General features: G+C 73.6%; 18 protein-coding genes and 1 tRNA gene. 8 read left to right on the top strand and 11 right to left on the bottom strand.

The features are described 5' to 3' along the window. Nucleotides 1–15: 15 nt before the first annotated feature. The 3 genes from EDD33_RS17950 to EDD33_RS17940 all read left to right on the top strand — a co-directional run bounded on the left by EDD33_RS17950 (nt 16) and on the right by EDD33_RS17940 (nt 2,881). Nucleotides 16–978, top strand: a complete 963-nt coding sequence (locus tag EDD33_RS17950; RefSeq protein WP_123392404.1) for an ABC transporter ATP-binding protein — start codon at nt 16–18, stop codon at nt 976–978. Next, nucleotides 978–1,778 (top strand): ABC transporter permease, encoded by an 801-nt coding sequence (locus EDD33_RS17945; protein WP_123392403.1) that lies wholly within the window; start codon nt 978–980, stop codon nt 1,776–1,778. Before EDD33_RS17950 ends, EDD33_RS17945 begins: the two co-directional genes overlap by 1 nt. 152 nt (nt 1,779–1,930) lie before the next feature. Next, nucleotides 1,931–2,881, top strand: coding sequence for a hypothetical protein (locus EDD33_RS17940; protein ID WP_148077138.1), 951 nt, complete (start codon nt 1,931–1,933; stop codon nt 2,879–2,881). Nucleotides 2,882–2,983: 102 nt separating this feature from the next. Here the strand turns inward: EDD33_RS17940 and EDD33_RS17935 are convergent, their stop codons facing one another. The 6 genes from EDD33_RS17935 to EDD33_RS17910 all read right to left on the bottom strand — a co-directional run bounded on the left by EDD33_RS17935 (nt 2,984) and on the right by EDD33_RS17910 (nt 8,643). Next, nucleotides 2,984–3,982, bottom strand: coding sequence for an NAD-dependent epimerase/dehydratase family protein (locus EDD33_RS17935; protein ID WP_123392400.1), 999 nt, complete (start codon nt 3,980–3,982; stop codon nt 2,984–2,986). Between the two features lie 17 nt (nt 3,983–3,999). Then, nucleotides 4,000–4,500, bottom strand: a complete 501-nt coding sequence (locus tag EDD33_RS17930; RefSeq protein ID WP_170169877.1) for a GNAT family N-acetyltransferase — start codon at nt 4,498–4,500, stop codon at nt 4,000–4,002. Next, entirely contained in the window at nt 4,497–5,471 is a 975-nt protein-coding gene (locus EDD33_RS19835) for an SDR family NAD(P)-dependent oxidoreductase (RefSeq protein ID WP_170169876.1), read from the bottom strand. Before EDD33_RS19835 ends, EDD33_RS17930 begins: the two co-directional genes overlap by 4 nt. Next, on the bottom strand, nt 5,468–6,301 hold the full coding sequence (locus EDD33_RS17920) for a maleylpyruvate isomerase family mycothiol-dependent enzyme (RefSeq protein ID WP_123392398.1): 834 nt from the start codon (nt 6,299–6,301) through the stop codon (nt 5,468–5,470). The genes EDD33_RS19835 and EDD33_RS17920 overlap by 4 nt, the downstream gene beginning before the upstream one ends. Before the next feature lie 91 nt (nt 6,302–6,392). Continuing rightward, a complete protein-coding gene (locus tag EDD33_RS17915; RefSeq protein ID WP_056540541.1) occupies nt 6,393–6,617 on the bottom strand; it encodes a DUF6458 family protein in 225 nt (74 codons plus the stop codon). A 148-nt stretch (nt 6,618–6,765) separates the two neighbouring features. Beyond that, nucleotides 6,766–8,643 carry an acyl-CoA dehydrogenase gene (locus tag EDD33_RS17910; protein WP_123392397.1) on the bottom strand — a complete coding sequence of 626 codons (1,878 nt, stop codon included), beginning with the start codon at nt 8,641–8,643 and terminating at the stop codon, nt 6,766–6,768. A 268-nt stretch (nt 8,644–8,911) separates the two neighbouring features. On the opposite strand from EDD33_RS17910, the gene EDD33_RS17905 reads away from it, so the two are divergent. Then, nucleotides 8,912–9,370 carry an RrF2 family transcriptional regulator gene (locus EDD33_RS17905; protein WP_056540546.1) on the top strand — a complete coding sequence of 153 codons (459 nt, stop codon included), beginning with the start codon at nt 8,912–8,914 and terminating at the stop codon, nt 9,368–9,370. On the opposite strand, the gene EDD33_RS17900 is transcribed toward EDD33_RS17905, so the two are convergent. Beyond that, complete coding sequence (locus EDD33_RS17900) at nt 9,367–10,368, bottom strand: IS481 family transposase (protein WP_123390269.1); 1,002 nt, start codon at nt 10,366–10,368, stop codon at nt 9,367–9,369. The genes EDD33_RS17905 and EDD33_RS17900 overlap by 4 nt on opposite strands. Before the next feature lie 256 nt (nt 10,369–10,624). On the opposite strand from EDD33_RS17900, the gene EDD33_RS17895 reads away from it, so the two are divergent. The 4 genes from EDD33_RS17895 to EDD33_RS17880 all read left to right on the top strand — a co-directional run bounded on the left by EDD33_RS17895 (nt 10,625) and on the right by EDD33_RS17880 (nt 13,561). After that, the gene (locus tag EDD33_RS17895; RefSeq protein ID WP_123392396.1) at nt 10,625–11,068 is read left to right on the top strand and encodes a hypothetical protein; all 444 of its coding nucleotides are present in this window, start codon (nt 10,625–10,627) and stop codon (nt 11,066–11,068) included. Between the two features lie 78 nt (nt 11,069–11,146). Next, nucleotides 11,147–11,908, top strand: coding sequence for a signal peptidase I (locus EDD33_RS17890; protein ID WP_123392395.1), 762 nt, complete (start codon nt 11,147–11,149; stop codon nt 11,906–11,908). Continuing rightward, on the top strand, nt 11,905–12,423 hold the full coding sequence (locus EDD33_RS17885; protein ID WP_123392393.1) for a hypothetical protein: 519 nt from the start codon (nt 11,905–11,907) through the stop codon (nt 12,421–12,423). Before EDD33_RS17890 ends, EDD33_RS17885 begins: the two co-directional genes overlap by 4 nt. Before the next feature lie 52 nt (nt 12,424–12,475). Then, nucleotides 12,476–13,561 (top strand): hypothetical protein, encoded by a 1,086-nt coding sequence (locus EDD33_RS17880; RefSeq protein ID WP_148077136.1) that lies wholly within the window; start codon nt 12,476–12,478, stop codon nt 13,559–13,561. A gap of 30 nt (nt 13,562–13,591) precedes the next feature. On the opposite strand, the gene EDD33_RS17875 is transcribed toward EDD33_RS17880, so the two are convergent. The 4 genes from EDD33_RS17875 to dcd form a co-directional block, all read right to left on the bottom strand. After that, complete coding sequence (locus EDD33_RS17875) at nt 13,592–14,260, bottom strand: DUF2461 domain-containing protein (protein WP_123392391.1); 669 nt, start codon at nt 14,258–14,260, stop codon at nt 13,592–13,594. Continuing rightward, nucleotides 14,260–14,335: transfer RNA gene (locus EDD33_RS17870), tRNA-Gly, on the bottom strand. Before EDD33_RS17870 ends, EDD33_RS17875 begins: the two co-directional genes overlap by 1 nt. Nucleotides 14,336–14,375: 40 nt before the next feature. Continuing rightward, nucleotides 14,376–15,170, bottom strand: coding sequence for an SGNH/GDSL hydrolase family protein (locus EDD33_RS17865; protein WP_123392390.1), 795 nt, complete (start codon nt 15,168–15,170; stop codon nt 14,376–14,378). A 4-nt stretch (nt 15,171–15,174) separates the two neighbouring features. Beyond that, the gene (gene dcd / locus EDD33_RS17860) at nt 15,175–15,750 is read right to left on the bottom strand and encodes a dCTP deaminase (RefSeq protein ID WP_123392389.1); all 576 of its coding nucleotides are present in this window, start codon (nt 15,748–15,750) and stop codon (nt 15,175–15,177) included. Nucleotides 15,751–15,784 lie beyond the last annotated feature (34 nt).

Here is a 15,784-nt window from a genome sequence, read left to right as displayed (position 1 = left end):
CGGACAGGGGATCAGATGAGCGCGCAGGAGCGGGGTGCCCGGGTCGAGTTCCGGGGCCTGGCCAAGAGGTTCGGCGGCTTCACGGCCGTCGACGACCTCACCTTCACCGTGGAGCCGGGGCGCATCACCGGCTTCCTCGGCCCCAACGGGGCCGGCAAGACCACCAGCCTGCGGATGGCGCTGGGCCTGGTGCGCCCGACCTCGGGCACCGTCACCATCGACGGCCAGGCGTACGCCGACCTCGCCGACCCGCTCGGCACGGTCGGTGCCGCGCTGGAGGCGACCAACTTCCACCCCGGCCGCTCGGGACGCGACCACCTGCGGGTGCTCGCCGCCACCTCCGGCATCCCCGCCTCGCGGGTCGACGAGATGCTCGAGCTGACCGGCATCCCGGCGTTCGCGCGCCGTCGCGCCGGGGCCTACTCGATGGGGATGCGCCAGCGGCTGGCCCTGGCGGCCGCGCTGCTCGGCGACCCGCGGGTGCTGGTGCTCGACGAGCCGGCCAACGGGCTGGACCCCGAGGGCATCCGCTGGCTGCGGGGGTTCCTGTCGATGCTGAGCCGCGAGCAGGGCAAGACCGTGCTGGTCTCCAGCCACCTGCTCCAGGAGATCGCGCAGACCGCCGACGACGTCGTGATCATCGCCAACGGGCGACTGGTGCGGCAGGGCTCGGTCGCCGACCTCGACGGCGACGCCCACGTCGTGGTGCGGACCTCCGAGCCGGCCGCACTGGCCGCCGCCCTCGAGCAGGCCGGGCTGTCCGCCGCGCCCGAGGGGGCCGACGCGCTGCTGGTCCACACCGACGACCTGCGCCGGGTCGGGGAGGCAGCGCACGCCGCCGGGTTGCCCGTGTGGGAGCTCAGCCAGCGCCGGGCCGACCTCGAGGCGCTGTTCTTCTCGCTGACCGAGGGCACCAACCGCAACCTGGGGTCGGCGCCGCCGGGTTCGGCCGGCGCCGGAGCAGGGGAGGTGGCCTGATGGTGAGCGCCGTGCGGGCCGAGCTGCTGAAGTTCCTCACCACCCGGCTGTGGTGGGGCATGGCGATCGCGGTCGTGGTGGCCGGGGCCGTCTTCGCCGGGCTGTTCGCCTGGGTGCTGACCTCGGCGCCCGCGGGGGCGGGCGGGCCGGGCGGCGTACCCGGGGGAGACGCGGTGCAGGTCGCCAACAGCGTCTACACCGGCGGGCTGAGCGTGGGCTACCTGCTGATGCTGACGATCGGGGTGATGCAGATCGGCTCGGAGTACCGCCACCACACCATCACCTCCACCTTCCTCGCCCAGCCGCGTCGGGCGCGGGTGATGGCCGCCAAGGTGGTCGCGCTGCTGGTGATCGGCGTCGGCTACGGCCTGCTGAGCCTCGTCGGGTCGGTCGTCGTGGGCGCGATCGGGCTCGACCTGGTCGGCGAGGACCCGTTCCCCTCGACCGAGATCCTGCGCACCCTCGCGCTGAGCCTGCTCGTGCTCGGGCTGTGGGCGCTGATCGGCCTCGGCGTCGGCATCCTGATCCCCAACCAGGTCGCCGCGCTGCTGATCGGCGTCGGCGTCGCCTGGATCGTCGAGCCGCTGCTCGGCCTGGCGTTCCGGGCGTTCGAGTTCGGTCGCGAGCACATCGCGCCGTACATGCCCACCGAGGCGACCAACGCCATCGTCAACGCGGTGGAGAACGGCCCGGACTCGGTCCGGCTGTCCTGGTGGGGCGGGGCGCTGGTCCTCACCGCCTGGGCCGCCCTCCTCGCCGGCGTCGGGTCGCTGCTGACGGTGCGGCGGGACGTGAGCTGAGGGCAGTTTCACCGGCTGGCCGGTGAAACTGCCCCCACTGCCGCACCAGCGTCGCGGCCAGCTCGCCTCCACAGCCCTGATGTGGCACTCGGTCGTCCACAGACCTCGCCTCCCACCTGTACGCCGCGGCGCGCGGCGGCGAGGGTGCGGCCGTGGACCGACCCTTCCGACCTCGTGCCCGGCCACCCCGCGGACTGGTGCTCCCCGTCCCGGTCGATCCCGCCGGCGTGTCCGGCCCGACGCCGGGCCAGGCCCGCGGGCCGGGGTGGCGCCGTACGAGCCCACGCCTCTACGTGCCTGCCGACACCCCGGGCGAGCCGGAGCAGCGCATCCTCGAGCAGGCGCAGCGCCTGCCGCCCGAGGGCGCCGTCGGGGGCTGGGCCTCGCTGCGACTCCACGGGGTGGCGTACGTCGCCGCGCAGGACCTGCCCGTACCGCTCCTCGTCCCGCCACCCCGACGCATGCGGGAGCTGCCTGGTGGGGTGGTGCGCCGTGAGGAGCTGGCGCCCCATGAGGTCGTCCGGCGCCACGGCGTGCCGTGCGTCGAGCCGGTCCGGGCGGCCGTCGACGAGGCGGCCCGCGCCACCGACCTACGCGCGGCGATCGTGCAGCTCGACATGGTGCTGGCGGCGGGCGTCACCACGCCGTCGGCGTTGGCGTCGTACGCCGCCCGCTCCCGGGGCCGCGGCGCGTGGCAGGTCCGGACCGCGCTGCTCCTGGTCGACGGCCGCAGCCTCAGCCCGGCCGAGAGCTGGCTGCGCACGGTCTGGGTGCTCGACGCCCAGCTCCCACCTCCGCTGTGCAACTGGCCCGTCCACGACGCCGCCGGTCGCTACGTCGGCAAGGCCGACCTGCTGTGCCCGCCGCTGGCCACGCGGGGGGAGTACGACGGCGCCGAGCACCGGCGCGCCGATCGGAGGAGCAACGACCTCGACCGCGACGACCGCTTCGCAGCCGTGGGGCTCGAGAGCTTCACCGTCGTCGGACGGGACCGCCACGACCTCGGCAAGGTCGTGGCCCGGATGCACGCCGCCGTCGAGCGGGCCCGCGTCTCGGGACGCCCGAGGACCTGGCGGCTCGCGGTCGACCCGGGTCCACCATGACGATCGAGTGCCACACCAGCGTCGTCGTACGCCGCTGCGCGCGACGCTCCCGTGGCACTCGCGGCAGTTTCACCGGCCAGCCGGTGAAACTGCCGGCCCCGGCTACTCGATCGTGTGCCAGTCGTCGAGCAGCTCCTGCTCCTCGGCGCGGGTCATGCCGGTGACGGTGACCCGGCCCTGCTCGGAGCGCAGCCAGGTGAGCGTGTCGGCGGCGGTCTCGCTGATCGGGCGGGTGCGCAGGCCGGCTGCGAAGGCCTCGCTGACGTCGTGGGTGAGCATCCCGGACATCGCCTCGGGCAGCCACAGCGGCAGCGAGCGGGGGCCCGACCAGGGCTGCACGTGGTGGCGGCGCAGGAAGGCCGGGGCGGCCCAGTAGAGCGTGGCGCGCGAGCCGGGGCCGTGGCCCTCGACGCCGCGCTGCACCTCCTCGAGCACCTCGCCGAGCCCGGTGACGCGGCCGGTGGCGTCCAGGACGCCCTCGCGGCGCTGCTCGGCGCCGTCGACGAGGAAGGTCGCGAGGTCGCGCACGTCGATGAGCTGCACGTCGCGCTCGGGGTGGTCCGGGGCGAGCACGTCGCCGCCCTCGGCGAGCCGCTCGGGCCAGTAGGAGAACCGGCCGGTCGGGTCGCCGGGGCCCACGATCAGCCCGGGGCGCACCACGAGCGAGGTCGTGGCCCGCTGCCGCACCAGCTGCTCGCAGGCGACCTTGGCGCCGCCGTAGGCCTCCGGGGTGTCCTGCTCGACGGCGTCGCCGACGGGGTCGAGCAGCGGGAGCGTGGCCGGGGTGCCGTGGAGGGTGGCGTGGTCGGCGTACACGCTGATGGTGGAGACGAAGACCCAGTGCGGCACCCGGTCGGCCAGGTGGTCGAGCGCGTCGCGCACCCAGCCCGGCGACCCGGCGACGTCGACGACGGCGTCCCAGTCGCCCTGCAGCGCCGACCAGTCGGGCTCGGCGCGGTCGAGGGTGACCAGGGTGGCCCCCTCGGGCACTCCGCCGGAGTGTCCGCGCGCAGCGCAGGTGACCTCGTGCCCGCGGGCGGCGGCCTCGGCCGCCACGGCGCGCGACAGGAACAGCGTCCCTCCCAGGACCAGCAGCTTCATCGTCCCAACCTCCCTGGTCACGGCCCCGTGAGCAAGTCCGGCGCCAGGCGCTTGACCAGCATCGAGACCACGTGGCCGCCCGACTCCCGCTGCCCGACCTCGGTGTAGCCCCGGGCCCGGTGGAAGGCCAGCGACGGCTCGTTGGGCGGGTCGAGGTTGACCTCCAGCGCCATCACGGGCCGACCGCAGCCGCCCTCGAGCTCGTCGTAGAGCAGGGTCGCGAGCCCCCGCCGCCGGAAGTCCTCGTGGACGACGACGCGGTCGAGGTAGGCGAGGTCGTCGTAGCGCTCGGAGAACCAGCCGAAGTTCTCCCCGTCGTACGCCGACCCGCTGGCGTAGGTCAGCACGAACCCTGCGAACGCTCCGTCGACGTCGAGCACCAGCGCCCGGTCGGCCCACGCCACGAGCTCGGCCAGCCGGGTGCCGTCGAGCGGGGCGGTCAGCTCGACGTGGCGCTCGTTGAGCCCCAGCACGTCGTCGTGGTCGGTGGGCTCGATCGGGCGGAGCCGGGTCGTCACGAGAGGTACTCCACGCCGGTCGCCGCCTCGGCCAGCTCCCACAGCCGCGACCGGGCGTCGCGGTCCCGGGCCCGCTGGGGCGGGTTGACGATGCGGGCGGCGCCGTTGAGCCCGAGCGGCCCGCCGGGCCCGACCACCGTCGACCCGGGCAGGTCGGCGGTCGCCGCCATCAGCGCCGGCCACGGGGCGAGCTCGCTGCGCTGCTCGACCGCGCCCAGCGCCGCACGCAGGATCCCGGGCCCGCGGCGGGCGCGCTGCGTCAGCGCCTGCGCCTGGCCGCCCTCGCCCAGCACGCCGGAGGCGTCGAGCCCGGCCACGGCCGCGAGGCTGTCGAGCGTGGCCAGCCCGTGCTGGCGGGCGCGGGCGTCGAGCTCCAGGGCGAACATCAGCGCGGCCAGGGCGGCCTCGGCCGGAGCCGCCCACGCCGTACGCCGCCGCAGCTGGTCGTCGCCCGGGTCCGGGGCTCCCTCCGGGCCGGTCGGCACCTCGCGCGCCAGCCGGTGGGCCGGCGAGACGACCGTGACCACCCGGGCGCGGGTCGCCTCGCGCAGTCGGGGCAGCAGCAGCCCGGTCAGCGCGAACGGTCCGAGGAACCGCGCGGTGAGCGCGGGGTCGAGGTCGTCGGCCGCCCGGGCGACCGACCGGGGTCGGGCGCCCTCGTCCAGCACGAGCAGGTCGAGCGGCCCCGCGGGCCCGTCGAGCACCGTGCTCGCGGCGTCACGCACGGAGTCGAGGTCGGCGAGGTCGAGGCGCACGGCCACCGGCCGTGCGGCGCCCTCCGCGTCGAGGCTGCGGACGAGGTCGGCCAGCGCGTCGAGGTCGCGGTCGGCCAGGACCAGCGTGGCGCCGTGGCGCGCGAGCGTCAGCGCGACCTCGCGGCCGGTGCCCGTGGTCGCGCCCGTGACCAGGGCCCGGCGCCCGGTGAGGTCGGGGACGTCGTCGGGGGTCCAGCCCTCGCCCCGGGGGCTCACGGCGTCACCGCCAACGAGGCGAGCAGTCGCTCCCCGGTCGCGACGTCGCCCTCGAGGCGCGCCTGCACCCGCTCCGGACCCCGGCGTCCGGCGCCGAGGACCACGAGGTCCTCGGCCGACAGGGTCACGGTCGTGGTGGCCGGGTCCGCGTCGGTGCCGGGGACGGCGCGGCCGTCCTCGCCGACCACGAGGGTCCAGCTGCGGTCGGCGTCGGGGACGACCACCCGTACGGTGCTGCCCGGGGACGGGGCGACCCGCTTGCCCACGACCATCGGCAGTCCCGAGCCCAGCACGTCGAGGGTGTGGGCGGCGGCCGGGGAGTCGTAGCCGCCGGGGCGGCCCACGGCGCGGCGTACGTCCTGCTCGTGGAGCCAGACGTCGAAGGGCCGGTTGCGCAGCAGCAGCCCGGTCGGCCACCCCTGGTCGGCGGGCGTCCGCGGCGCCGGGGCGGCCGCGTCGGTCGGCGGGTCGGCACGGAGCGCGGCGAGGCGGGTGGCCACGGCCTGCTCGAGCTCGTCGGCGAGCTCGGCCAGGGTGCGTCCGCGACGGGCCAGCACGCCCTGCTCGGTGTAGCGGCTGGTCGGGCTGGTCAGGTGCGCGGCGTCGGGCACCTCGACGGTGTCCTCGGGGGCCCCGGCGAGCACGGCCTCGAGGTGGGTGGTGTGGGCGACGTTGGCGTGCACGTCCCAGCCGGGCAGGTCGGTGGGCAGCCGTCCCTCGGCCTCGGTGAGGCCGCGGACCAGGACGAGGAAGTCCGCGCAGGCCCGCTCCCAGGTCTCCACCAGGCGCCACAGCGCGGGATCGGGGACGGCCGGCGGGTGAGATGACATGGGGGTCAAGATACGCAGTGGCAGCAGCCCGGGACGTACGTCGGCCCGCCCACCCCGGAGGGTGGACGGGCCGGTGCGTGCGGTGCTCCGGTCAGTAGCGCCGGTCGTCGAGACGACGCTCCTCGACCCGGGTGGTGGTGCGGCTGCGCTGGGCGTTCATGACCAGCGCCAGCACGATCGCCAGGGCGCCGACGATGATGAAGATCCAGCCGAGGGTGTTGGTGTCGACCACGTTGTTGACGGCGTCGATGGTGATGACGTCGAAGGCGAGGATGAGTCCCACCAGCAGCAGGACGACTCCGAGTCCGATTCCCATGACGTGCTCCTTCGTGAGGGTCGCGGGCCGGGGCGGCCGCACGGGGCTGTCCAGAAGTGTGCCCCAACCGGGCCGCTCCATGCGCGGAAGCGGCGAACCCGGCCCCCCTGGTGCGAGGGGCCGGGTCCGGTGGCGCGGTGGTGGGTGCCTAGAAGGCGGCCTCGTCGAGGTCCATCAGCGACAGGTCGGTGCCCTCGGCGATGGCCAGCTCGGAGCTGGTCCTGGGCAGGTTGTACTGCGCGAAGAACTGCGCGGCCGCGACCTTGCCCTCGTAGAAGGCCTTGTCCTTGGCCGAGACCTCGCCACCCAGCTTCTGCAGGGCCACGTCGGCGCCCTTGAGCAGCAGCCAGGCGCAGACCACGTCGCCGAGCACCATCAGCAGGCGGGAGGTGTTGAGCCCCACCTTGTAGATGTTGCGGATGTCGCCGCCCTCGGAGGACTCGTCGGCGCTCATCAGCGTGTTGATCATCAGCCCGACCAGGGCCTGGGCGTCCTGGAGGGACTGCGCGAGCAGCGCCCGCTCGTTCTTCAGCCGACCGTTGCCGGCCTCGCTGGCCAGGAACGCCTCGATCTCGCCGGCCAGGTGGCCCAGCGCCTGCGCCTGGTCCTTGACGATCTTGCGGAAGAAGAAGTCCTGGCCCTGGATCGCGGTGGTGCCCTCGTAGAGGGTGTCGATCTTGGCGTCCCGGACGTACTGCTCGATGGGGTACTCCTGCAGGAAGCCCGACCCGCCGAAGGTCTGCAGCGACTCGGTGCCCAGCAGCGTCCACGAGCGCTCCGAGCCGTAGCCCTTGACGATCGGCAGCAGCAGGTCGTTGACCCGCATCGCCAGCTCGTCGGTCTCGCCGCGGTGCTCGGCCAGCTGCACCCGGTCCTGCCAGGAGGCGGTGTAGAGCACGAGCGAGCGCATCGCCTCGGAGAAGGACTTCTGCACCATCAGCGAGCGACGCACGTCGGGGTGGTGGGTGATCGTGACGCGCGGGGCGGTCTTGTCGGCCGCCCGGGTCAGGTCGGCGCCCTGGACGCGGGTCTTGGCGAACTCCAGCGCGTTGAGGTAGCCGGTCGACAGCGTCGCGATGGCCTTGGAGCCGACCATCATGCGGGCGTTCTCGATGACCTGGAACATCTGCGCGATGCCGTTGTGCACCTCGCCGAGCAGCCAGCCGCGGGCGGGCTCGCCGCCGCCGACCGACGGGTCGCCGAAGGTGACCTCGCAGGTGTTGGAGACCTTGATGCCCATCTTGTGCTCGACGTTGGTGACGTAGACGCCGTTGCGCTCGCCGGTCAGCTCGCCGGTCTCCACGTCGAAGTGCGTCTTGGGCACGATGAACAGGCTCAGGCCCTTGGTCCCGGGGCCGCCGACGCCCTCGACGCCCGCCGGACGGGCGAGGACGAGGTGGACGATGTTCTCGGTCAGGTCGCTCTCGGCCGAGGTGATGAAGCGCTTGACCCCGGTGATGTTCCAGGTGCCGTCCTCGTTGGGGGTGGCCTTCGCGCGACCGGCACCCACGTCGGAGCCGGCGTCGGGCTCGGTCAGCACCATCGTGGTGTGCCACTGGCGGTCCACGATGTGCTGGGCGATCTGCTTGTCGCGGTCGTTGCCGTTGCGGTGCACGATGCCCGCGAAGGCCGGGCCGGCGCCGTACATCCAGATCGGGGCGTTGGCGCCGAGCACCATCTCGCCCAGGGCCCAGATCAGGCTCGCGGGGGCGGGGGTGCCGCCGAGCTCCTCGCTCAGCTGCAGGCGCCAGTACTCCGCGTCGCGCCACGCCTCGTAGCTCTTCTTGAAGCTCGCCGGCACGGGGGCCGTGTGGGTCGTGGGGTCGAAGACCGGCGGGTTGCGGTCGCTGTCCTCGTACGACGCCGCGAGGTCCTCGCGGGCCAGCCGCTCGACCTCGCCGAGGATCGACCGGGCGGTCTCGCCGTCGATCGCCTCGAAGGGGCCCTGTCCGAGGACCTCGTCCCGACCGAGCACCTCGAAGAGGTTGAACTCGATGTCCCGCATGTTGGTCTTGTAGTGGCTCATGGGCCCACCCATCTCGTCTCGGTGCCCGCGCTCCGGGCGTGCTACCACTGAGTTCTACTGCTCAGTAACATCAGTATCCGTCGTCGCGGGCGGGCATGCAAGCGCAACCGCGGAATGTGTCCGGACCGACTTTCGCCCGTCCTGGTGGGCGAAACTCCCCCGAGGCGGGCCGGCGGAGACCCGGGGCGCGATGTCGCGGGACGGCGTGGGGCAAGACGACCTACTCGATCAGCTCGGGTAAGCCGAGCGTTCTGCCAGACTTGGGGCCATGCGCGTCTCCGCCAAGGCCGACTACGCCCTCCGGGCGCTCATCGAGATCGCGAACCGTGACGACGGGCGGCCGGTGAGCGCGGAGGAGCTGGGGCGACTCCAGGAGATCCCGCACGGCTTCCTGCAGGCGATCCTCGCCGACATGCGTCGTGCCGGCATCGTGGTCAGCCAGCGGGGCCAGTCCGGGGGCTGGCGGCTCGCCGCGCGCCCGGCCGACGTGACCGTCGCCGACGTGATCCGCGCCGTCGACGGGCCCCTGGTCAGCGTCTACGGCCTGCGGCCCGAAGCCGTGCAGTACAACGAGTCGGCGCAGATCCTGCAGCACGCCTGGATCGCGGCCCGCAGCGCGCTGCGCGAGGTCTTCGAGAACGTCACCATCGAGGCGCTCGCCACCCGCACCCTGCCGCCCGAGGTCGAGGCGCGCACCACCGACGAGGACGCCTGGCAGCCGCACTAGGTGTGATGCCCAGCCAGGTTGTCCAACCTGCTGATGGGTGAGCGTTTCCCGATGGCCGAGTGGGGCCTGTGGTGGTTGTACTCGTGGACCCAGCCTGGCAGGGCGGCGAGTCTGGCGGATTCTGAGTTGTAGAACTTCTTGAACGCCCACCCTTCGGCCAGGGTGCGGTGGAAGCGCTCTATCTTGCCGTTGGTCTGGGGCCGGTAAGGCCGGGTCTTCTTCGGCGTGATCCCCAGCTCGGCGCAGGTGTCGCGCCACAGGTGGGACTTGTAGCAGCTGCCGTTGTCGCTGAGGACCCGTTGCACGATGACACCGCGTTCGGCGAACCAGGCGACTGCGTTGCGCAGCACTTGGGTGGCCGTTTCCTTGGTCTCATCGTCGTGGGCCTCGACGTAGGCGACGCGGGAGTGGTCATCGATCACCGTATGCAGGTAGCAGGTCCCGATCAGCGGGCCGCGGTACTTGTTGCGCGGCTTCCCAGGCGTCGCAGCGCGGTTCTTCTCGCCCTGCTGACGTCCGACGTAGCGCCAGCCGCCGCCGTCGGGGACCTTGCCGAGCTTCTTGACGTCAACGTGCAGCAGGTCGCCTGGTCGCTCGTGCTCGTAGCGTCGGATCGGCTCACCGGTGGCGCGGTCGATGTGGGTGAGCCGGTTGATCCGGCACCGCACCAGGACCGCGTGAACCGTCGAGGACGGCATCGCGAGCCGGTCACCGATCTCGACCGGCCCGAGCCGCTGCTTCCACCGAAGGTGCACGATCTTGCGCACCACCGGTGCCGGGGTCCGGTTTGGCTGACGATGCGGGGCCGAGGACCGATCGCTCATCCCGGCCGGCCCTTCGGCCCGATAGCGCTCAGCCCACTTCCTCGCGGTCTTCCACGACACGTCGTACCGCTCGGCTGCCCGCGCCGGCGGCCAACCGTGCTCGACGATCAGACGCGCCAATCGCAGCCGGGCACGTGGCGTCAGAGCAGCATTGGCATGGGTAGCGTGAGACACGAAGACCTCCTGGTCGTGGAGCGGTTCCTAGGTAGCTCCACTCCACACCGGGAGGTCTTCACTCATCCACGACATCAGACCGTGTCCTCACACGTCCTTGACCAACGTGCCTGGTCATCACAACTAGGTGGGCGCTTTTCATCAATTCTGACGATGCCCCGAGGGGGTCGTCGCGACGAACCTTGGACCTGTCGCCGCAGTGCTCGCGAGGAGTGGCGGGACGCAGGGGGAATCCCCGCTCATCCGAGGAGACATCATGAAGAAGCTCATCGTCGTGCCCGTGGTGGCCGTTGTCGCGGCCGTCGGCGCCGCCTCTGCTGCTGGCTTCGCCGGTGGCGTCAGCGCGAACCCGGTGCAGACCGGCACGACCAACGACCTCACCTGCGCCACCAGTGCCAAGGTCGTCGAGTGGGGGTTCCGTGACGACCTCGCCGTGCCCACCGTCGACACGGCCCTGGTGAAGCTCACCGGCGCCCAGTGCTCCGACCAGGCCGTCACCGTCCTGTGGACCAACGAGGACGGGTCGGGCAAGGTGCAGAACGGGAGCAACGTCCGCGCCTCGGGCCGGGTCCCCGCCCAGGGCGCCGGCAACCAGTTCGTCCGCCTGTCCTTCAACCAGGCGTTCCCCGCCGAGGAGCTGAACTCGGTGCGCGTCAGCATCGACCCGGGCTTCGAGGGCCAGCCCTACGGCACCCGCTGATCGAGCACCATCCGGGGCGGCGGCACCTCGACGAGGTGCCGCCGCCCCGTCCATCTCCTCCTACCCCTGCGAGCACCCATGTCGATCGTGCGCTGCCTGCGTGGCCAGCTGTCCAACGTCGCCGTGGTCGCCCTGCTCGGGGCGTGGTTCGTGACCCTGGCGCCCACCGTGATCGGGGGGCCGGCGGCGTACATCGAGGTGTCGGGCCACAGCATGGACGGCACCTACGCGACCGGTGACCTGGTCGTGACCCGCAAGCAGGACACCTACGAGGTCGGCGACATCGTCACCTTCGAGGTCGCGGGTGGTGGCCGGGTCATCCACCGCATCATCGGCGGCGACGGAGCTCGTGGCTACACGATGCAGGGCGACAACAACCCGACCCCGGACCCGTGGCAGCCGACCGATGACGAGGTCGTCGGCGCTTCGTGGCTCTACCTCCCACAGAAGGCCTGGGTCCTCCACCTTCCGCAGCATCCCTGGTTCCCGGGGGTCGCAGCCGGACTGGCCACGCTGCTGGTCCTGGGCTGGGACAGCCGGCCCCGTCGCAAGGACCAGGAGCAGGTCGACGCCTGCGACCGGCCGACGCCCGCCCCGGCGTCGGTCACCGTGCCTGCCCCCGACGGCCGCGACCTGGTGCTCGTGGCGGCAGGCGTCCACCCGTTCATCCCGACCCAGCGCACCGGCGACCACGCCGAGCTCGGGCGACCGGCGCTCACCGCCCTCCGGCCCACCGGTCGCCGCGTCCCGGCCCCGCGCACCGCGGCTCCCAGGGTCGTGCTGCGGCCGACCGGCCGTCGCGTCCCGCCCCCGCCGCCGCGCAAGGTGCTCGTCCCGTGAGGCGGCTCTGGGCGGCGCTCACCCTCGCCGCAGTGCTGGTCGGGCTGCTGGTGCTCCCGACGGCGCTGACGACGGGAAGCGCGGCCGGGTTGACGGTCTCCGCCGCCCCGCTGCAGATGTGGTCGATGCCGGTCCACCTCGAACTGCCCCACGACGTCGACGAGGACGACCAGGACGACCAGGACGAGGACGACGACGGCCAGGGGCCCGGGCAGCCCGGTCCGGGCAACCAGCCCGGACCAGCCGGCCAGCCGAACGGCCAGCCCGGCAACGGCCAACCCGACGGCCAGCCCAACGGTCAGCCCGGCACCAGCCACCCGAACGGGCAGCCGGGCAACGGGCAGCCTGGCAACGGGCAGCCTGGCAGCTCGGGCCCCCAGCCCGGCAAGGGCCAGACGGGTGGCGGCAAGGCGGGCAGCAGCGCACCGAGCCCGGCCCCGACGCAGACGGCCACCACGGCACCGGAGGTCGCGGGTGCGGCCGAGGAGACCACGGTCCCCACGACGGTTCCCTGACGGACCTCCGCCGTTCACCGCGCGGACGCGTCGCGCCCCCACGCTCGGGGCCATGGCACGACGCAGGTTGGTCTGGCACCTCGGGCTGCCCCAGGCGGCACGCCCCGTCATCCCCGCGACCCTGGAGCACCACGCCGACGCGCTCGGCGAGGCCGGCGTCCGGGTCGTGGCCACCCGTGAGGAGGCCGGGCTCGCGACCCACGAGCTGCTGCGCACCCACCGCGACGCCGAGCTCGCCCGCCGCGACGTCGAGGGCCGCTGGGCGCGGATCTGCGACCGGGTCTGGGAGCACCGCGGGACCAGCGTGGTCTCGACCCCCGACCTCGGTGCGGCCGACAAGGACCAGCTGCGCCTCGCCCTCGACCCGCTGATCGGCGTCGAGGTGCACCTCGTGCTCACCCTCGACGCGTTCTCCGCCCAGCTCTACGGCTCCTGGCTCGCTGCGCTGCGGCGCGGCTCGGGCACCGGTTGGGAGAAGTACGCCGCCCGCGTGCTCGACCACGCCACCGGCGGCGCCCGCGAGCACCGGCAGGGCGAGGACTACTGGGCCGGCCACGAGCTCGGCTCGCTCGTCGCGCGCTGGGCCTGGACGCTGCACCACGACCGGGTCCACGTGGTCGCCGACCGCGACCCGGCGCGGCAGTGGGCGGGAGTCGTCCGCGAGCTGCGCCTCGGCGAGGAGGTCGCCGCCCGGCTGCCCGTCCGGGTCCCGGCGTACGCCGATCCGGCCGGTGTCGCCGTGCTGCGTCGCGTCAACCGCCAGCTCGACGCCCCGCTGGCCCGGGCGGGCACGGGCCTCGTCGTGCCCGACGCGGCGGACGCCGAGGCGGCCGCGATGCCGACCGTGCCGACCGACGTCCTCGCGCCGCTCGTGGAGCGCTGGCGCACCACGCTCGAGGCGGGCGGCTACGACCTCCAGGGCGACCTGCTGGACCTCCTCGACGCCGGCGAGCCCACCACGCTCCCGGGCGCCCGCGACCAGCTCGCCGTCGCCGTCGACGCCCTCGGCGACGCCCTGGCCGACAACACCACCCTGCGCGCCCGGCTCGCCACGCTCGAGGCCGAGGTCGCCGACCTCGACCGCAAGCGCCGCAAGTGGAAGCGCCGGGCTGCCGGGGTGGGCGGGGTCGGCGCGTAGCCGTCCCTCGCCCGACGCACCAGCCCGACCTCAGCCCAGCACGCCGACGCGGGCGGTGAGCCACTCGACGAGGGGGCGGAGCTGCCGCCAGTCGTCGCGGACGTGGTCGAGGAGCTCGGGGGTGTGGACGAACGGCTCGAAGCCGTAGTGGCGGCCCACGAAGAGCGACTTGTGGCGCAGCAGGTCGATGCGGGGGTGGTCGGCCGACCAGCCCCGCGGGGTCGTCTTGAGCCGCTCGCCGCCGACCTCGAAGCCCGCCGAGGTCAGCCGCCGCAGGATGCGCTCGAGCTCGCGGCCGGAGTGGTCGGCGTCGATGGCGGCGCGGATCCGGGCGAGGTCGGGGCCGTCGGCGCGGTAGGAGCCGGCGCCGACGCGGACGCCGGGGGCGGCGACCTGGACGTACCACCCGGTCGCCGGCGCGGTGCTGACGATCGCCCCCTGGTGCTCCTTGTAGGGCGTCTTGTCCTTGGAGAACCGCACGTCGCGGTAGGGGCGGTAGACCTTCGCCGGACCGAACTCCGGCGCCAGCGCCTCGGTGAGGGCGAGCATCGGGGCGCGGACGTGGTCGGCGTACGCCTGCTTGTGCGCCTCCCAGAACGTCCGCGTGTTGTCGAGCTCGAGGTCGTCGTAGAAGTCGAGCGCGGCAGGTGGGAACCCCGCGAACGCGCCGGTGGGACCGGCTGCCGGGGAGGAGGACATGGAGCGGATGACGAGACTCGAACTCGCGACATCGACCTTGGGAAGGTCGCGCTCTACCAACTGAGCTACATCCGCGTGGCCGCCGTCCGGTGCTGCGACGACGCCGGGGCCGAGGTTACCCGACGCGGTCGGTGCTCGGCAGCACCGGTGCGAGGGTCGGGCGCCGCGGGGCCAGGCCGTCGCCCGAGGAGCGCCCGGTGACCCGGCGGTGCACCCAGGGGAGCAGGAACTCGCGGGTCCAGCGGGCGTCCTCGCGCAGCTGCTCGCGGCGGCTGAGGGCGGGGGCGACGAAGGGCTCGGGCGGCGGCACCGCGTGGGGCACGTCGAGGGCCGCCAGCACGGCCCGGGCGATGGCGTCGTGGCCGCGGGCGTTGAGGTGCATCCGGTCGGTGTCCATGAGCTGGCCGACGGGTTGGTCGCGCATTCGCCACATGTCGACCAGGTCGGTCCCGTGGCGGTCGCTGATCTCGCGGACGTGCTCGTTGAAGACCGCCATCCGGCCCCGCAGGGCGCCGTAGATGCCCGACCCGCCCGGGTCCCAGATCGTGAAGACGACCACGCGGGCGCCGGTGGCCGCGAGCCGGCCCACGCCCGCGTCGTACGCCGCGGCGAGGGCGTCGAGGTCGACCCGCGGGCGCAGCACGTCGTTGGCGCCGGCGTGGATCGTCACCAGGTCGGGGGCGAGCGCCAGCGCGGGGTCCAGCTGCTCCTCGAGGATCGGCAGCAGCTTGCGGCCGCGGATGGCGAGGTTGGCGTAACCGAAGCCGGTGCCCGCGTCGTGGGCCCGGTCCTCGAGCACCTCCGCGACCCGGTCGGCCCAGCCGCGCAGGCCCGCGGGACGGTCGGGGTCGGGGTCGCCGACGCCCTCGGTGAAGGAGTCGCCGAGGGCGACGTAGCGCTGGAACGCCATGGGCTCAGATCTGGGTCCGGTGGAAGTTGGCGAACGACTTCGACGGCGTCGGGCCGCGCTGGCCCTGGTAGCGCGAGCCGTACTTCGCCGAGCCGTAGGGGTGCTGGGCCGGCGAGGAGAGCCGGAAGAAGCACAGCTGGCCGATCTTCATGCCCGGGTAGAGCTTGATCGGCAGCGTCGCGACGTTGGCCAGCTCGAGGGTCACGTGGCCGCTGAAGCCGGGATCGACGAAGCCGGCGGTGGCGTGCGTGAGCAGCCCCAGCCGGCCCAGCGAGGACTTGCCCTCGACGCGGGCGGCGACGTCGTCGGGCAGCGACACCGTCTCGTAGGTCGACCCGAGCACGAACTCGCCCGGGTGCAGGATGAACGGCTCGTCGCCCTCGGCCACGACCTCGCGCGTCAGGTCGGACTGGTCGGCCGCGGGGTCGATGTGGGGGTAGCGGTGGTTCTCGAAGACGCGGAAGAACCGGTCGAGCCGGAAGTCGATGCTCGAGGGCTGGATCATCGCCGCGTCGTAGGGGTCCAGCGCGATCCGTCCCAGGTCGATCTCGGCGAGGATGTCGCGGTCGGAGAGCAGCACGGGCGCCAACCTAACCCAGCCGGGTCGGGGGCAC

The sequence above is a fragment of the Nocardioides aurantiacus genome, from assembly GCF_003752505.1.
In the GTDB taxonomy this organism is placed as follows: Bacteria; Actinomycetota; Actinomycetes; order Propionibacteriales; family Nocardioidaceae; genus Marmoricola; species Marmoricola aurantiacus.
The sequence above is the reverse complement of the archived record's forward strand: the minus strand, read 5'-3'. Positions and strand labels throughout refer to the sequence as shown.